General features: G+C 72.7%; 15 protein-coding genes. 12 read left to right on the top strand and 3 right to left on the bottom strand.

The features are described 5' to 3' along the window. Positions 1-26: 26 nt before the first annotated feature. From QUG92_RS10740 to QUG92_RS10730, 3 genes are all read right to left on the bottom strand, one after another. Positions 27-1,607 (bottom strand): Na+/H+ antiporter, encoded by a 1,581-nt coding sequence (locus QUG92_RS10740; RefSeq protein ID WP_069710956.1) that lies wholly within the window; start codon positions 1,605-1,607, stop codon positions 27-29. 79 nt (positions 1,608-1,686) lie between these two features. Next, the gene (locus tag QUG92_RS10735) at positions 1,687-2,811 is read right to left on the bottom strand and encodes a DUF475 domain-containing protein (protein ID WP_289459016.1); all 1,125 of its coding nucleotides are present in this window, start codon (positions 2,809-2,811) and stop codon (positions 1,687-1,689) included. Positions 2,812-2,984: 173 nt separating this feature from the next. After that, a complete protein-coding gene (locus tag QUG92_RS10730) occupies positions 2,985-4,565 on the bottom strand; it encodes a helix-turn-helix domain-containing protein (protein WP_289459015.1) in 1,581 nt (526 codons plus the stop codon). 234 nt (positions 4,566-4,799) lie between these two features. Here QUG92_RS10730 and QUG92_RS10725 point away from each other — a divergent pair, with 234 nt between their 5' ends. The 12 genes from QUG92_RS10725 (at position 4,800) to QUG92_RS10670 (ending at position 15,280) form a co-directional block, all read left to right on the top strand. Beyond that, positions 4,800-5,102, top strand: coding sequence for a flagellar FlbD family protein (locus QUG92_RS10725; RefSeq protein ID WP_182048046.1), 303 nt, complete (start codon positions 4,800-4,802; stop codon positions 5,100-5,102). 1 nt (position 5,103) lies between these two features. Next, complete coding sequence (locus QUG92_RS10720) at positions 5,104-5,919, top strand: motility protein A (protein WP_069710953.1); 816 nt, start codon at positions 5,104-5,106, stop codon at positions 5,917-5,919. Positions 5,920-5,921: 2 nt separating this feature from the next. Next, positions 5,922-6,854, top strand: a complete 933-nt coding sequence (locus QUG92_RS10715; RefSeq protein ID WP_182048045.1) for an OmpA/MotB family protein — start codon at positions 5,922-5,924, stop codon at positions 6,852-6,854. Positions 6,855-6,995: 141 nt separating this feature from the next. After that, the gene (locus QUG92_RS10710; RefSeq protein ID WP_182048044.1) at positions 6,996-7,877 is read left to right on the top strand and encodes a flagellar motor switch protein FliM; all 882 of its coding nucleotides are present in this window, start codon (positions 6,996-6,998) and stop codon (positions 7,875-7,877) included. Further along, a complete protein-coding gene (gene fliN, locus QUG92_RS10705) occupies positions 7,874-8,581 on the top strand; it encodes a flagellar motor switch protein FliN (protein ID WP_289459013.1) in 708 nt (235 codons plus the stop codon). Before QUG92_RS10710 ends, fliN begins: the two co-directional genes overlap by 4 nt. A 3-nt stretch (positions 8,582-8,584) precedes the next feature. Beyond that, positions 8,585-9,181 carry a FliO/MopB family protein gene (locus tag QUG92_RS10700; RefSeq protein WP_289459012.1) on the top strand — a complete coding sequence of 199 codons (597 nt, stop codon included), beginning with the start codon at positions 8,585-8,587 and terminating at the stop codon, positions 9,179-9,181. 53 nt (positions 9,182-9,234) lie between these two features. Continuing rightward, positions 9,235-10,002, top strand: a complete 768-nt coding sequence (fliP, locus tag QUG92_RS10695; RefSeq protein WP_289459139.1) for a flagellar type III secretion system pore protein FliP — start codon at positions 9,235-9,237, stop codon at positions 10,000-10,002. After that, entirely contained in the window at positions 10,002-10,274 is a 273-nt protein-coding gene (locus QUG92_RS10690) for a flagellar biosynthetic protein FliQ (RefSeq protein WP_069710948.1), read from the top strand. The genes fliP and QUG92_RS10690 overlap by 1 nt, the downstream gene beginning before the upstream one ends. Before the next feature lie 2 nt (positions 10,275-10,276). After that, positions 10,277-11,053 (top strand): flagellar biosynthetic protein FliR, encoded by a 777-nt coding sequence (locus tag QUG92_RS10685; RefSeq protein WP_069710947.1) that lies wholly within the window; start codon positions 10,277-10,279, stop codon positions 11,051-11,053. 6 nt (positions 11,054-11,059) lie between these two features. Next, positions 11,060-12,271, top strand: coding sequence for an EscU/YscU/HrcU family type III secretion system export apparatus switch protein (locus QUG92_RS10680; RefSeq protein WP_289459010.1), 1,212 nt, complete (start codon positions 11,060-11,062; stop codon positions 12,269-12,271). Next, a complete protein-coding gene (locus tag QUG92_RS10675; RefSeq protein WP_289459009.1) occupies positions 12,268-14,322 on the top strand; it encodes a flagellar biosynthesis protein FlhA in 2,055 nt (684 codons plus the stop codon). Before QUG92_RS10680 ends, QUG92_RS10675 begins: the two co-directional genes overlap by 4 nt. Then, entirely contained in the window at positions 14,297-15,280 is a 984-nt protein-coding gene (locus tag QUG92_RS10670; RefSeq protein ID WP_289459008.1) for a hypothetical protein, read from the top strand. The genes QUG92_RS10675 and QUG92_RS10670 overlap by 26 nt, the downstream gene beginning before the upstream one ends. The last annotated feature ends 4 nt before the right edge of the window (positions 15,281-15,284 follow it).

The raw sequence follows: 15,284 nt of genomic DNA, 5'->3' as shown, positions 1-15,284 counted from the left end.
GCGGCCCGAGCCGCCCCGTGGCGGACTCAGGGCGGCGTCGACCCCTCGAGCCGCGCCTCCTCGGCGTCGTACCCCGCACGGACCTGCCGGAGCACCAGGTCGTCTATCTCGTCCGCGTCGCGGAGCCGCAGGAGCGTCGCCGCCTTGTGCCGGACCAGCGCGAGCTCGAGCGCGACCGTGGTGTCGTGCCGCTGCAGCGCCGGGTGGTCGTCGTCGTCCTCCTCGCGGGCCTGGATGACGTCGAGGTGCGCCTCGAGGTCCTTCCGCACCCGCTCGACCGCGGCCCGGTCGGCCCCGGCCTTGCGAGCGAGTCGGGGGAGTGCGTCGAGCGCTTCCTCGACCGCCGTCCGCTCGGCGTAGCGGCGCTCCTCGCCGACCGACTCGTCCTCGGGGAGGGCCGCGCGACGGAGCACGGCGGGCAGGACGAGCGCCTGTCCGACGATCGTGACGACGACGACACCGGCGGTGACGAACACGATGAGGTCGCGGTCGGGGAAGGCGCCGCCCGACTCGAGCGTGCGGGGGACCGCGACCGCCATCGCCAGGGACACCGCGCCGCGGAACCCGGCGAACCCGCTGACGAGCCGGTCGCGCCGTCCCTCGCGGGGCTCGCCCCCGAACCGTCGGGTCACCAGCCAGACGGTGCCGCCGAGAGCGCCCTCGAAGGCGAACCGCACGAGGACGAGCACGACGGAGACGGCGAGCACGAGCCCGACCCCGGTCCACAGCTCGCGGGCCTCGAGCTGCCGCGCGGCGACCATCGCCTCGATGCCCACGAGCACGAACAACGCGCCGTTGAGCAGGTACGTCAGGAACGACCAGAAGGCGCGGACCTGCTGCCGGGTCTCCGCCCGGTCGAGCTTCGGCGCGACCTGGCTCACCACGATGCCGGCGGCGACGACGGCGAGCACGCCGGACGCACCGATCGCCTCGGCGCCGAGGAACGCCGCGAAGGGCACGAGCAGCGTGACCATGTTCTCGAGCACGACGGTGTCGACGCGACGCAGCACGAGCGAGCCGAGCCACGCGGCCAGCAGCCCGGCCGCCACGCCGCCCACGTAGGAGAGCACGAGCATGCCGGACACGTTCCAGAACGTCAGCTCCTGCGTGCCCACCGTCACGGCGACCGCGATGCCGTAGACGACGAGCGTCGTGCCGTCGTTCACCAGGCTCTCCGCGCGGAGCACCGTGACGTTGCGTCGCGGCAGCATCTTCGTGAGCACGCCGACGGCGGTGGCGTCCGTGGGCGCGACCGCTGCGCCGAGCACCCAGGCGGGCCCCCACGGCATGCCGAGCAGGTGCAGGAGGGTGGCGACGACCCCGGCCGTCACGACGACGAGCAGGGTGCCCATGAGGACGATGCCGCGCAGGTTCTTGCGGATCTCGCGGAGCGACGTCGTCAGGCTCTCCCAGTACAGGAGCGCCGGGAGGAACAGCAGGAGGACGGCGTCGGCGGGCAGCTCCACGCGGGCGAACGTCGGCACGAAGGCGAGCAGCGCGCCGATCACGAGCAGCAGCACGGGAGGGGCCACCCGGATGCGGTCGGCGACGGCCGCCGTCAGGGCGATGGCGAGCCCGAGGGCGACCACCAGTTCAGGACCGAGCACGGATCTCCTCGCGGTTCGTCGGACGCGTCAGTCAACGCCGCCGGTACTGCGAGACCTTCCCGATCCGCGTCCTCGGGACTCAGCCCGCGGTCACCCGTCGTCGTCGGAGCCGTCGCGCCCACGCCCGCCACGGCAGCGAGGTGGCCAGCGCGAGCCCGATCACGACGCTGCCGAACCACGCGACGACGATGCCGGGGACCGGGACGAGCAGGCTCGTCCAGAGCAGCACCGCCAGGACGCCGAGCACGTAGGCGGCGCCGGCCTTCAGGTACCGCAGCCGCTGCAGCCCGGCCGCCTGGTCGAGGCGCGAGGTCAGCCGTGCCAGGAACACCGCGCCGACCCCGATCGCCGCGACCGCGACCGCCGCCTGTTCGAGCGCGCCGAGCCCGTCACCGCCGAGCAGCCCGGAGCCGGACAGGCTGTACACGCCGTCGAGGATCTCGAACAGCATGAAGACGACGAGCCCGCGTTCGAACACGACCGTCGAGGCGTAGGTGTGGACGCGCCACGAGCCTCCCGTCGCGACGGACCCGGTGTCGGTCCCACCGAGGCCGCGCAACGACCACGCGGCGACGCGCTTCGACCCGAGGTAGGCGCCGGTGCCGGCGACCCCGCCCAGGGCGACCGGGAGCACCGTGGTGACCGCCCAGCCGTCGTCGGCCCCCACGAGCGACGTGGTGACCAGCACCCCGGCGACGGCGGTGACCAGCGCCCAGACGCGAGGACGCGCGACCCGGGCGAGCCGTGCTTCCAGGCCGCCCAACCAGGACCGACGCGACAGGCGGTCGGTGTTGAAGAGGTACTCGGCGAAGACGAGCCAGATGAACGCGGCGCCGAAGGCGGCGAGGGCGGGACGGACCTCGGCGAGGTGCGCGGTGAACGACCCCGGCGCGAACACCGCCTCGTCGACCGCCGACGCGGGGTCGGTCACACCGCCCACGGCGACCGCCGCCGGCGGCAGGGCGAGTCGCATCGCGAGGACGCCCGCGACGATGCCGAGCGACAGGAACAGGCGCCGTGCGGGGGAGTGCAGGCGGCCGGCGATCCCGGCCATCGGGACGGAGGAATCAGCCGCCATCGCGATCTCGAGCAGCGCGAGCGCCGCGAACGCCAGGGCGGCGGCGGGGCCGAGGACGACCCACGCGACGGCGGCCGCCGACAGGGTGAGGACGAGCGGCAGGGTCAGGAGCGATCTCGTGGCCATCACCCCATGCAGCCCGTGGCACCTGGACGACGTGTCCGTCCGGCCTGGCAGACGGCCTGGAGGCACCGGTGCGTTCCGCAGGACGGGTGACGGCCCGTCCCCACTTGCGGGGACGGGCCGTCGGTGCGCCGGGCGCGGAGGCTGCGGTGGTCGGCACGACCGTGCCGGTGGGGTCAGTCGTGGAACGTCTCGATCGACGCGCCGAGCGAGTTCAGGCGCTCCTGCAGCTGCTCGTACCCGCGGGCGATGATGCCCACGTTGCGGAGCACGCTCTCGCCCTTCGCCGCGAGCATCGCCAGCAGGATGACGACCGCCGGGCGGAGCGCCGGCGGGCAGCTGACCTCGGCGCCCGAGAAGTGCGTCGGCCCGGTGACGTCGAGCCGGTGCGGGTCGCGGAGGGTGACGCTCGCGCCGAGGCGGGTGAGGTCGAGCAGGTGGATGGCCCGGCCCTCGTAGACCCAGTCGTGCACGAGGGTGGTGCCCTCGGCCATCGCCGCGATCACGACGAAGAACGGCAGGTTGTCGATGTTCAGGCCGGGGAACGGCATCGCGTGGATCTTGTCGATCGGCGCGTGGAGCTCGGACGGGTGCACGGTGATGTCGACGAGGCGCGTGCGGCCGTTCGCGGCTGCGTACTCCTCGCTGACGTCGAAGCGCAGGCCCATCTCGGCCAGGGTCGCGAGCTCGATCTCGAGGAACTCGATCGGCGCCCGCGTGACGGTCAGGGTCGAGGACGTCACGATGCCGGCGGTCAGCAGGCTCATCGCCTCCACCGGGTCCTCGCTCGGCCAGTAGTCCACGACCTCGTCGATGCGGCTCCTGCCGATGATGCGGAGCGTCGTCGTGCCGATGCCCTCGATCTGCACGCCGAGCAGCTCGAGGAAGAAGCAGAGGTCCTGCACCATGTAGTTGGGGCTGGCGTTCCGGATGGTGGTGACGCCGTCGCGGGCGGCCGCGGCGAGGATCGCGTTCTCGGTCACGGTGTCGCCGCGCTCGGTCAGGACGACGGACTTCGTCGGCACCTCGGTGTTCGCCACGTCGACCTCGTACCAGCCGGAGGTCGCCTCGACGTCGACGCCGAAGGGGCGCAGCGCGATGAGGTGCGGCTCGACGGTGCGGGTGCCGAGGTCGCAGCCGCCCGCGTAGGGGAGGCGGAAGGAGCCGTAGCGGCCGCTCAGCGGACCGAGGAACATGAGGACGCTGCGCGTGCGGCGGGCTGCGTCGGCGTCGATGGCGTCGAGGTGCAGGTCGGCCGGCGCGACGATCTCGAGCGTCTCGCCGTCCTCCGACCACGTGACGGTCGCGCCGAGGCTGCGGAGCACGTCGATGATGCGGTCGACCTCGACGATGCGGGCCACGCGGTGCAGGCGGGTCACCCCGCGGTTGAGGAGCGACGCGCAGAGCAGTGCGACGGCGGCGTTCTTGCTCGAGTTCACCGCGATCGACCCGCTGAGCTTCCGGCCGCCCTGCACGCGCAGGTGCGCCCGCTGCGGGGCGCCGCCGATCGAGACGATCTGCTGGTCGAGGGCGTCGCTGATCCGGGTCAGCATCTCGAGGGAGAGGTTCTGGCCGCCCTGCTCGATCCGGTTGATCGCGCTCTGGCTGGTGCCGACGCGCTCGGCGAGCTGGGACTGGGTCATGCTGCGGCCCTTGCGGGCACCGCGGATGAGGGCGCCGACCTCGCGGAGGGGCGCGGCGGCCGAGGTGGCGGCTGCCGGGTCGGCGGGCGTGACGACGGTGGTGGTGTCGGACATGGACGCCACGGTAACACGGTGGTGAGATAAAACAGCGTCCCGGACACGGCTTCATCGCAGGTACGACCACGGTTCAACTCATCCATGAGTTCCCGAGGCCTCGGCGAGCGTCGGTCTGCACACCGCCGCTAACGCGTCGGCCCGCCGCGCCGATAGGCATCGGTGCACACCCACGGACGGGTCTGCATCCCGCCCCACGGACGGCGGCGGGACGATCGAGAACCAGGACGGGCCATGATCGTCGTCACACGACTCAACGGCAGCGCATTCGCTGTCAACCCCGACCTCGTGGAGCGCATCCAGGAGACGCCGGACACGACGCTCATCATGGTCGACGGTGCGAAGTACATCGTGCGCGAGTCCATGGCCGAGGTCATCGACGCCGTGGCCGCCTACCGCGCCCGGATCGTCGGCATGGCCTACGGTGCCGAGCTCCCCGGGAACGCGACCGGCCCGCAGCCCACCCTCGCCCCGGTCGCCCCGCTGGTCGCGACCGGCCGTCGCGACGGTGCCCGCACGCTGGACGGGGGGCGCTGAGATGGACATCGCGACCATCGTCGGGATCCTGCTGGCCTTCGGCGCCCTGTTCGGCATGGCGCAGATGGAGCACGTCGAGATGGCGGGGCTCTTCCTGCCCGCCCCGATGCTCCTCGTGTTCGTCGCCACCATCGGCTGCGGCGTCGCGAGCACGACCATGAAGGACGCCCTCGCCGCGTTCAAGACCGTGCCCAAGGCGTTCACCGGCAAGGTCACCCCGCCCCAGACCGTCATCGACGACGTCGTCGGACTCGCCGAGACCGCGCGGTCGAACGGCCTGCTCGCGCTCGAGCAGGAGGCCGACAAGCACGACGACCCCTTCATGAAGAAGGCCCTGCAGAACATCGCCGACGGCACGGACGGCGACGAGCTGCGGATCCTGCTCGAGGACGAGATCGAGTCGAACGCCGCGCCGATGCGGAGCGCCAGCGCCTTCTTCATGGGCCTCGGCGGCTTCGCCCCGACGGTGGGCATCATCGGCACGGTCGTCTCGCTGACGCACGTGCTCGCCAACCTCGGCAAGCCCGACGAGCTCGGCCCGCTCATCGCGAGCGCGTTCGTCGCGACGCTGTGGGGCCTCCTCACCGCCAACTTCCTCTGGCTGCCCTTCGGCGGGAAGCTCCGGAAGCTCGCGCAGCTCGAGGCGGACCGGCAGACGCTGCTCATGGAGGGCCTGCTCGCGGTCCAGGCCGGCAGCCAGCCCCGCCTGCTCGGTGAGCGCCTGACGGCCATGGTGCCGCCGGCGGCACGCGGTGCGGCCGGCAAGGCGGGCAAGGGCGCGAAGGCCAGCGTCGACGACCAGCAGCTGGCGGCCTGACCGTGAGCGCGAACCCCCGCGGCCGCGGACGCGGTCGGAAGAAGGGCGGTCACGACGAGGCCGAGCACCCCGACGAGCGCTGGATGGCGTCGTACATGGACATGATCACGGTCCTGATGTGCATGTTCCTCGTGCTGTTCGCCATGTCGTCGGTGGACCAGGAGAAGTACATCGCGCTGAAGAACTCGCTCGCGACCGGCTTCGGCGAGGTCAAGTCCGAGAAGGTCGACACCGCGTCGGGCACGATCGTGTCGAAGTCCCAGGTGACGAAGGACGGCAAGGGGTACGCGACGGACAAGTCCGACGCCGACCACTCGACGGCGGCATCGGGTGCCGAGGACACGAACGTCGACCCGGCGTCGACGGCGGTGCCCCCGGTCGCGACGAAGGCCGACCTCGCTGCGGCGCAGTCGGAGCTCGACGACCTCAAGGCGATCGAGGCGGCCATCCAGGGCAACCTGGACAAGGCCGGCGAGTCGTCCAAGGTGCAGTTCGCCGTGGACGACCGCGGGCTCACCGTCCGGCTCGTCGGCAGCGAGACCTACTTCGCCACGAACAGCGCCGACCTGTCCGACCAGGCGCGTCGCATCATGGACGCCATCGCGCCGGTCCTGAAGAGCAGCGCGCACGACGTGAGCGTCGAGGGCCATGCCGACCAGCGGAACTCGACCGCGCCCTACGCGACGAACTGGGAGCTCAGCGCAGCCCGGGCGACGGGCGTGCTCCGTGACCTGGTCGAGCGCGGCGGGATGCCCGCGGACCACGTGCAGAGCGTCGGCTTCGGGTCGAGCCGCCCGCTCGCCCGGGGCGTCAGCGACGCGGACAACACGCTCAACCGTCGGGTCGACATCGTCGTGCTGTCGAACCAGGACCAGGACGTGAGCGCCCTGATGCCGGCGCTGGCGAAGGCGCAGGACGGAGCACGACAGGGCTAGACCGCTCGCGGACAGGATCCGCACCACCCGATCCCACCCCGCCGCGCCGGGCGTCGGGGCGGTACCGGCACCCGTGTCGCCACCGCCCCAGTACGGGGTACAGCACTGACGGCCGATGCACAGCGGCCGACAGACGCACCCGTGACCGAGACCCTGCCCGCGCCCGAGGTGTACGACTTCGCGCGCCCGTCGACGCTCGCCCGCGAGCACGCACGGGTCCTCGAGCTCGCCTTCGAGACGTTCGCGCGCCAGTGGGGCACGCAGCTCACGGCCAAGGTGCGTGCCGTCAGCCAGGTCACGTGCGAGCAGGTCGAGCTCACGACGTACGACGAGTACGCCGCCTCCCTGCCCGCCCTGACCGGCATGGTGCTGCTGCCGATCGCGGAGACGGCACCGAAGGGCGTGCTGCAGGTCCCGCTCGACGCCGCGCTCACGTGGGTGTCGCACGCGCTCGGCGCGTCGAAGCCGCTGCCGACCCCGGAGCGCACCTTCACCCCCATCGAGCAGGCCCTCGTCCGCAAGATCGTCGAGGACGCCCTCGACGACCTCCGGTACTCGTTCGGCGGCCTCCTCGCGCACGACGTCACGACCGGTGGCTTCCAGTTCAACAGCCAGTTCGCCCAGGCCGCGCAGAAGGGCGACCTGATGATCGTGGCGTCCTTCTCGATCCGCGTCGGCGACCGCGTGGCGCCGGGCACGCTCGCGCTGCCCGCCGAGGCGGTGCTCCCGCAGCTCGGCGAGGACACCACGAGCGTCTCCGCCGCCGACGCGAAGGTCCTGCTCGACGCCCAGCTCGCGAACGTGCCCGTGGGCGTCAGCCTGCACTTCGCGCCGGCCGCCGTCCTGCCGACGCAGGTCCTCCGGCTCGCCGTCGGCGACGTCCTGCCGCTGCCGCACCCGCAGCACCGCCCCCTCACCATCGCGGTCGACGGCGAACCCGTCGGCACCGCCGCCGTCGGCGCGAACGGCTCGCGCCTCGCCGGCATCGTCGTCACCACCACCGATCCGGAGCAGCACGCATGAGCGCCACCACCACCCTCCACGCCACCGCGGCCGAGTCGCTCGCGGCGCAGCTCCCGACGGCCGCCCCGCTGACCGCCGTCCTCCTGCCGGGAGGCGCGGCTCCCGTCGCCCTCGAGGCCGCGGTGGACGGCGTGGTCGCCTCGTTCGTCGGCGGACTCTCCGCGGACCTCGCGCTGGTCCTCACCGACCTCGCCGCGGTCGTCGCCGCCGGTGGTGCCGACGCCGCCCTGGTCGACGTGACCGACGTGCTCCGTCCGTCGCTCGAGGCCGCCGCCGGCGTGCTCGGCGTCGGTGTGCTCGGCGACGCCCGGCGGGAGTCCGCCGCGTCCCTGTTCGCCGACCCCGACACGGTGGTCTTCGAGCTCACCGCCGGTGGCGTCGCCGGGGGCTGGTTCGGCATCCGGGTCCGCGAGAACGGCACCGTGTCGGCACCGGCGGTCGCGGGCGCGCTGCCCACCGGCAACCTCGGCCGGATCAACAACGTCGAGATGACCCTGACGGTCGAGATCGGGCGCACCCGGATGTCGGTCCGCGACGTCCTCGGCATGGAGCCCGGCGCCGTCGTCGAGCTCGACCGGAGCGCCGGCGCCCCAGCGGACGTCCTGCTGAACGGCCGGCTCATCGCGCACGGCGAGGTCGTCGTCGTCGACCAGGACTACGCGGTCCGCATCACCAAGATCCTCGACGTCGCCGAGACGGTCTGATCCGTGGACACCCTCTGGATGGCCCTCCGGGTCGCCGTCTCGCTCGGCGTCGTGCTCGCCCTGATGTGGGTGCTGCACCGTCGTGCGACGAAGGGCGGCCTCGGGGCCGCGGCGAAGGGCCGCGGTCGTCGGTCCGCCGCGGTCGAGGTCGTCGGTCGCCAGGGCATCGGCGGCAAGGCCAGCGTCGTCGTCGTGGACGTCGAGGGCGAGCGCCTCGTGCTCGGCGTCTCCGAGCAGAGCGTCTCCTTGCTGCGGAGCGGCCCGACCCCGGCCCCCGAGCTCAGCATCGTCACCGGTCCGGTCGTCCTGCCGACCGTCGCGCCCGTCCCACCCGTCCCACCCGTCGCACCTGTCGCACCCGAGCCCGCACCGGCGGCCCCGTCCGCCGACCGGTTCCGTGCGGAACTGGAGCGGCAGGACCGTGCCGCCACGGTCCTCCCGGCCGACACGGCGACGCCGTTGCCCATGCGGCCCCGCGGATCGGCCCGTCGCCCGGGCCGCACCGTCGTGCCCACCGCGCAGCAACTGCAGGGCTCCGTCCTGTCCGCGGACACGTGGCGGCAGGCCGCGGCCGCGCTCCGGGGCCGGCGGGCCGGGTGACGGCCGCGCTGCGGACCGGCCGCACCCTCACCCTCGTCGTCCTCGGGCTGGCGATGGTCGCCGGCTTCCTGCTCCTCTCCGCCGGCGGTGCGCACGCCGCCGGTGTCACCGCCCCCACCGCACCCGCGACGCCGACGGCCCCGACGAACGGCGACTTCAGCGTCAGCGTGAACGGCCCCGACGGCGCGCCGTCGTCCGCGATCGTGACCCTGCTCGGCATCACGCTGCTGAGCGTCGCCCCGGCCCTGCTGCTCATGATGACGTCGTTCACGAAGATCTTCGTCGTGCTGGCGATGACCCGGAACGCCCTCGGCCTGCAGGGCATCCCGCCGAACCAGGTGATCGCGGGACTGGCGCTCTTCCTGTCGCTGTTCGTGATGGCGCCGGTCCTCGGGCACATCAACGACGACGCCCTGCAGCCCTACCTGGCGGGGCACATCGACTTCGCGAAGGCCGTCGAGGTCGGCACGAAGCCGCTGCGGACGTTCATGCTCCACCAGACGCGCCAGGAGGACGTCGCGCTCATCACCCGCGCCGCCGGTCAGGCGAACCCGAAGGACCTGGACGCCGTCCCGATGACCACCGTCATCCCCGCCTTCGTCATCTCCGAGCTGCGGAGCGCCTTCATCATCGGGTTCGTCATCTTCATCCCGTTCCTCGTGATCGACCTCGTCGTCTCCGCGGCGCTCATGTCGATGGGCATGATGATGCTCCCGCCGGTGATGATCTCGCTGCCGTTCAAGATCCTGCTGTTCGTCCTCGTCGACGGGTGGGGACTCATCATCACGTCCCTCATCGAGAGCTACCAGGTGGTGCGCTGATGAACCAGCAGGCGGTCATCGACCTCACCCTCCAGGCGCTCCTGGTGTCGGCGAAGCTCGCCGCGCCCGTGCTCGTCACGTCGCTCGTCGTCGGGTTCGCGATCTCGCTGTTCCAGTCGGTCACGCAGATCCAGGAGGTCACGCTCTCGTTCGTGCCGAAGGCGGTCGCCGTCGCGATCGCGCTCGTCGTCTGCGGCAACTGGATGATCGCGGAGATGGTGGCGTTCACCCACGTCGCCTTCGACATGATCCCGAAGCTGCTGGGGACCTAGCCGTGGACCTCGTCATCGACGCGGACCGGATCGAGGCCACGATGCTCACCGGCGTCCGCCTCGTCGCGTTCTTCGTGATCGCGCCGCCGTTCGCGTACAAGGCGTTCCCCGGCACCGTGAAGATCATCCTCGGGCTGGGCCTGGCGATCGGTGTCGCGCCCCGCGTCGGGCTCGGCTACACGTCGCTCGACACGGCGGGCTTCCTGCTCGCCCTGCTCACCCAGCTCGTCGTCGGGCTCGGCCTCGGCTTCCTCGTCTACCTGGTGTTCGCGGCCGTGCAGTCCGCGGGCGGACTCGTCGACCTGTTCGGCGGCTTCACCCTCGCGCAGGCGTACGACCCGCAGTCGCAGGTCAACGGTGCGCAGTTCACCCGCCTGTTCCAGATGGCCTCGCTCGCGCTCCTGTTCGCCAGCGGCGGCTACCAGCTCATCGTCGCCGGGCTCGTGCGGTCGTTCGACGCCGTGCCCCTCGTCACCGCCGACGGCAGCCCGGGCACCTTCGCACTCGGCGGATTCGCGTCCGTCCTGGTCGCGGCGGCGGGTCAGATGTTCCTGTCCGCGCTGCAGATCGCCGGACCGCTCGTCGTGGTGCTCTTCCTCGCCGACGTCGGGCTCGGTCTGCTCACCCGTGTCGCCCCCGCGCTGAACGCATTCCAGATGGGCTTCCCGATCAAGATCGGGCTGACCGTGGTGTTCGCCGGTGCGCTCTTCATGGCCCTCCCGGCCGTCGTGTCCTCGCTCACGGGCGACGCGGTGGCCGCGATCACCGGGCGGGGGTGAGGCGACGTGTCCGACGGTGGCAGCGGCGAGCGGTCCGAGCAGGCGACCCAGCAGCGCATGCGCGAGGTGCACCACAAGGGGCAGCTCGGCCGGTCGCAGGACCTCAGCGCCTGGGTCGGCATCGCGATGGCGGCGCTCGTCATGCCCGCGACGATCGGCAGTGCCGCCGGCGCGGGGGAGCAGCAGCTCCGCGTGGTCCAGCGGGTGATCGCCGACCCGACGGTGCCCGCCGTGCGCGAGGCCCTCGCCGACGCACTGGCCTCGATCGGCGGGACGATCGGCCCGATGCTCGCCGTCGTCGCGGTGGCCGTCGCGGCGGTCTCGGTCGCGCAGGGCGGCGTGCACTTCCGACGGATGGCCCCGCAGCCGGACCACTTCGACCCCGTGGCCGGCGTGAAGCGCGTGTTCGGCGTGCAGGCGCTCTGGAACGGCGTGAAGGCCCTGCTGAAGACCGCGGTCGTCGGACTCGTGCTCTGGTTCGCCGTGCAGTCGCTCGTCCCGGTCCTCATGTCGAGCGGATCCCTGCCGCTGTCGTCCGTGCTCGACGCGGCGAAGGGGGGCGCCGGCACCCTGCTCCGCGCCGCCGTCGCGGCCGGTCTGCTGCTCGCCGCGATCGACGTGCTCGTCGTCGTGCGCCGCAACCGCAAGCGCACGATGATGACGAAGCAGGAGGTCAAGGACGAGTCGAAGCGCACCGACGGCGACCCGCTCGTGAAGTCCCAGCGACGCTCCCGACAGCTCGCGATGAGCCGCAACCGGATGGTCGCGGCGATCGGTGACGCCGACGTCGTCATGACGAACCCTACGCACTTCGCCGTCGCGCTCCGGTACGAGCCCGGGAAGTCGGCTCCCCGCGTCACGGCGAAGGGCGCCGGTCCGGTCGCCGACGTCATCCGTGCGAAGGCCGAGGAGTGCCGGGTGCCCATCGTCCGCGACGTCCCGCTCACCCGTGCGCTGCACGCCGCGTGCGACCTCGGCCAGGAGGTCCCGGTCGACCTCTACACGCCCGTCGCCCGCGTCCTGTCCTTCGTGATGACCCTCAAGGCCCGCGGTGCCGCGTCCGGCACGCACGCGGCCCCGCGCCCGACGACGCCCGACGAGGTCGCCACCGTGCTCGACCCCGCCACGCTCAGCGGCGACGCCCGCCCGCGGCGCCTCCGCGCACCCCGTCCCACCGACCGTTCCACCAGCCCGTCCACCGAAGGGGCACCCGCATGAACCGCAAGGACCTCCCCAAGCTCGCCGTCCCGGTCTTCATCGTCGGCATCGTCCTGCTGCTGATCCTGCCGGTGCCGTCGTTCCTGCTCGACGTGCTCATCATCCTGAACATCCTGCTGGCGCTGGTGATCCTCCTCACGACGCTGTTCGTGAAGAAGCCGCTCGACTTCTCGGTGTTCCCGTCCCTGCTGCTCGTCGCGACGCTCTTCCGCCTCGGCCTCAACGTGGCGTCGACCCGTCTGGTGCTCGGCGAGGGCTTCGCCGGCGACGTCATCCAGGCGTTCGGGCACGTCGCCGTGTCGGGGTCGATCATCATCGGCTCGGTCGTCTTCCTCATCCTCGTCGTCATCCAGTTCGTCGTCGTCACGAAGGGCGCCGAGCGCGTGGCCGAGGTCGGCGCCCGCTTCACCCTCGACGCGATGCCCGGCAAGCAGATGGCGATCGACGCCGACCTCAACGCCGGGCTCATCACCGACGCCGAGGCCAAGGAGCGCCGCGCGGCGGTCTCCGCCGAGGCCGACTTCTACGGCGCGATGGACGGTGCGTCGAAGTTCGTCAAGGGTGACGCCATCGCCGGCATCCTCATCCTCGTCATCAACATGCTCGGCGGCGTCGCCATCGGGATGCTGCAGAACGGGCTGTCGGTCACCGACGCGCTGTCGAAGTACGGCATCCTGACGATCGGCGACGGGCTCGTGTCGCAGATCCCCGCGCTCCTCATGGCGGTGTCGACCGGCATGATCGTCACGCGGTCCGGCGCGGAGACCGAGATCGGCGCCTCGGCGACGACGCAGCTCACGCAGTCGCGGAACGCGCTCATGATCGCCGGTGTCGCCGCGATCGCGATGGGCTTCATCCCGGGCATGCCGATCGTGCCGTTCCTGCTCATCGGCGCCGGGCTCCTGTTCGCCGGCTGGCGGCTGTCCCGGCAGGCGAAGGAGCGGGAGGCCGCCGCCGCACAGCAGCAGGCCCTCGAGGCCGCCGCTCCCTCGTCGGACTCGCCGGAGGACCTCCTCGAGCAGATGCGCGTGCACGCCCTCGAGATCCTGCTCGCCCCCGACCTCGTCGACATGGTGTCCGGCTCGTCCGACGACCTCCTCGGCCGGGTCCGCGCGCTCCGGCGGAAGATCGCGGTCGACATGGGCATCGTCGTGCCGCCCGTCCGCACCCGCGACAGCATCGAGCTCCCGCCGTCGACCTACGCGATCCGCATCGCCGGCGTCGAGGCCGGTCGGGGCACCGCACCGGCCCGGAGCGTCCTGGCGCTCGGCGACCAGCTCGACGGGCTCCCCGGCGCCGTCACCGTCGAGCCGGTGTTCGGTCTCGCCGGCAAGTGGGTGCCCGCCGAGCTCCGGCACGCCGCGGAGATGACCGGCGCGACCGTGATCGACCGGGTCTCCGTGCTCGTCACGCACCTGCAGGCCGTGATCGGCGACAACGCCGCCCGGCTGCTCACGCGCGAGGACGTCAAGGTGCTCACCGAGGGCGTCAAGCAGGTCAACCCCGCGGCGGTCGAGGAGCTCGTGCCCGGCATGCTCTCCCTCGCCGAGGTCCAGCGCGTCCTGCAGGGGCTGCTCGTCGAGCGCGTGCCGATCAACGACCTCGGCCGCATCTGCGAGGCGCTGACGCTCCGCGCGAAGGTCTCCACCGATCCGGAGGGCCTCGTCGAGGCCGCCCGTGCCGCCCTCGGTCCGGCGCTGCCCGCGCGGCACGCCGAGTCCGGGACGCTGCGGGTCATCATGATCGACCCGCTGCTCGAGCAGGCCATGCTCGAGGGACTCCGCCCGTCCGAGCAGGGCAGCCAGATCGTGCTCGACGCGCACCGCATCGAGCAGGTGCTCGGCTCGCTCCGTGACGCCGTCCGCAGCGTCGAGGAGCAGGGCCTGTCCGCCGTCCTCGTCTGCGCGCCGCAGCTCCGCCCCGCCGTGCACCGGATGGTGTCGGCGCAGGCGAACGGGCTGCCCGTGCTGTCGTACCAGGAGGCCACCGCTGCGGGCTCCACCATCGAGACCGTGGGGGTGGTCCGTGCCGCCGATCCGATCGCTGCGTGAGGGCCCGACGCTCGAGGCGGTGCGCGACGCCGTCCGGGCCGAGTTCGGTGCCGGCGCCCGCATCGTCTCCGCCGAGCGCGTCACGTCGCCCGGCATCGGGGGGATGTTCCGGCGGTCGCACGTCGAGGCCGTCGTCGAGGTCCCGGACCCGCTCGATCCGCCGACCGCCCGCGTCGCGATCGCGGACGGGCCGGTCGTGCGCGTCGGGATCGCGGCGCTCCTCGCCGACGCCGAGGCCGCCGAGGCGCGGATCGCCGCTGGCGACGGCACGGCGACGACGCGGGCCGACGCGTTCGCGTCGGTGCTCGACGGCTTCGCGGCGGACGGGATCACGACGGGCGACCCGCGCCCCGACCGGGCCGTCGCCGACGCGGGCCGGGTCGACGGGGGTGGGTCGCGCCTCCAGGACGGGACGGAGCTGCCGGGAGGCGCGGTGCCGGTCGCCGCGCCCGTGACGGACGTGCCGGTGGTCACCGCCCTGCCGCCGGTGCCGTCCGTCCCACCCGTCCCGACCGCGCTGCCGGTGCAGGCGCTCCCGGTGCCGGCCGTGCTCCCGCTGCCGGCCGTGCTCGCCGCGGACGGCGACCTCGTCCTGCTGGTGGGACGGCCGACGGACGTCGACGCGGCGGCCGGCGTCTTCGCCGGACGGTACGGCCTGCGACCGACCGACGCCGCGGACCGGCGGTCGGGCATCCTCGCGCGCGCCGACGGGGTCCGGAACGGCCACGCGCTGCTCGGGGTCGCCGCGTGGGACGACGCGGCCACGACGGAGGGACTCGCGGCCGACCAGGTGTGGGTCGTGGTCGACGTCGGACGGAAGCCCGAGGACACGCGGAGCATGGTCGCCGCGGTCGCCGCGAGGACCACGGTCGCCGGTGTCGTCGCGATCGGGGCGGGGGAGACCGCCACGCCGGAGTCGGTGCACCTGATGGGGGTGCCCGTCCTGTCGCTAGGCTGACGGG

Source organism: Curtobacterium citri, assembly GCF_030362955.1.
Classification (GTDB): domain Bacteria; phylum Actinomycetota; class Actinomycetes; order Actinomycetales; family Microbacteriaceae; genus Curtobacterium; species Curtobacterium citri.
This window is presented reverse-complemented; position numbering and strand designations above follow the sequence as displayed.

Coding starts and splice junctions, on each gene's coding strand:
- QUG92_RS10690 (WP_069710948.1), top strand. CDS start 10,002: ATGAACCAGCAGGCGGTCATCGACCTCACCCTCCAGGCGCTCCTGGTG.
- QUG92_RS10735 (WP_289459016.1), bottom strand. CDS start 2,811: ATGGCCACGAGATCGCTCCTGACCCTGCCGCTCGTCCTCACCCTGTCG.
- QUG92_RS10725 (WP_182048046.1), top strand. CDS start 4,800: ATGATCGTCGTCACACGACTCAACGGCAGCGCATTCGCTGTCAACCCC.
- QUG92_RS10675 (WP_289459009.1), top strand. CDS start 12,268: ATGAACCGCAAGGACCTCCCCAAGCTCGCCGTCCCGGTCTTCATCGTC.
- QUG92_RS10730 (WP_289459015.1), bottom strand. CDS start 4,565: ATGTCCGACACCACCACCGTCGTCACGCCCGCCGACCCGGCAGCCGCC.
- QUG92_RS10720 (WP_069710953.1), top strand. CDS start 5,104: ATGGACATCGCGACCATCGTCGGGATCCTGCTGGCCTTCGGCGCCCTG.
- fliN (WP_289459013.1), top strand. CDS start 7,874: ATGAGCGCCACCACCACCCTCCACGCCACCGCGGCCGAGTCGCTCGCG.
- fliP (WP_289459139.1), top strand. CDS start 9,235: ATGGTCGCCGGCTTCCTGCTCCTCTCCGCCGGCGGTGCGCACGCCGCC.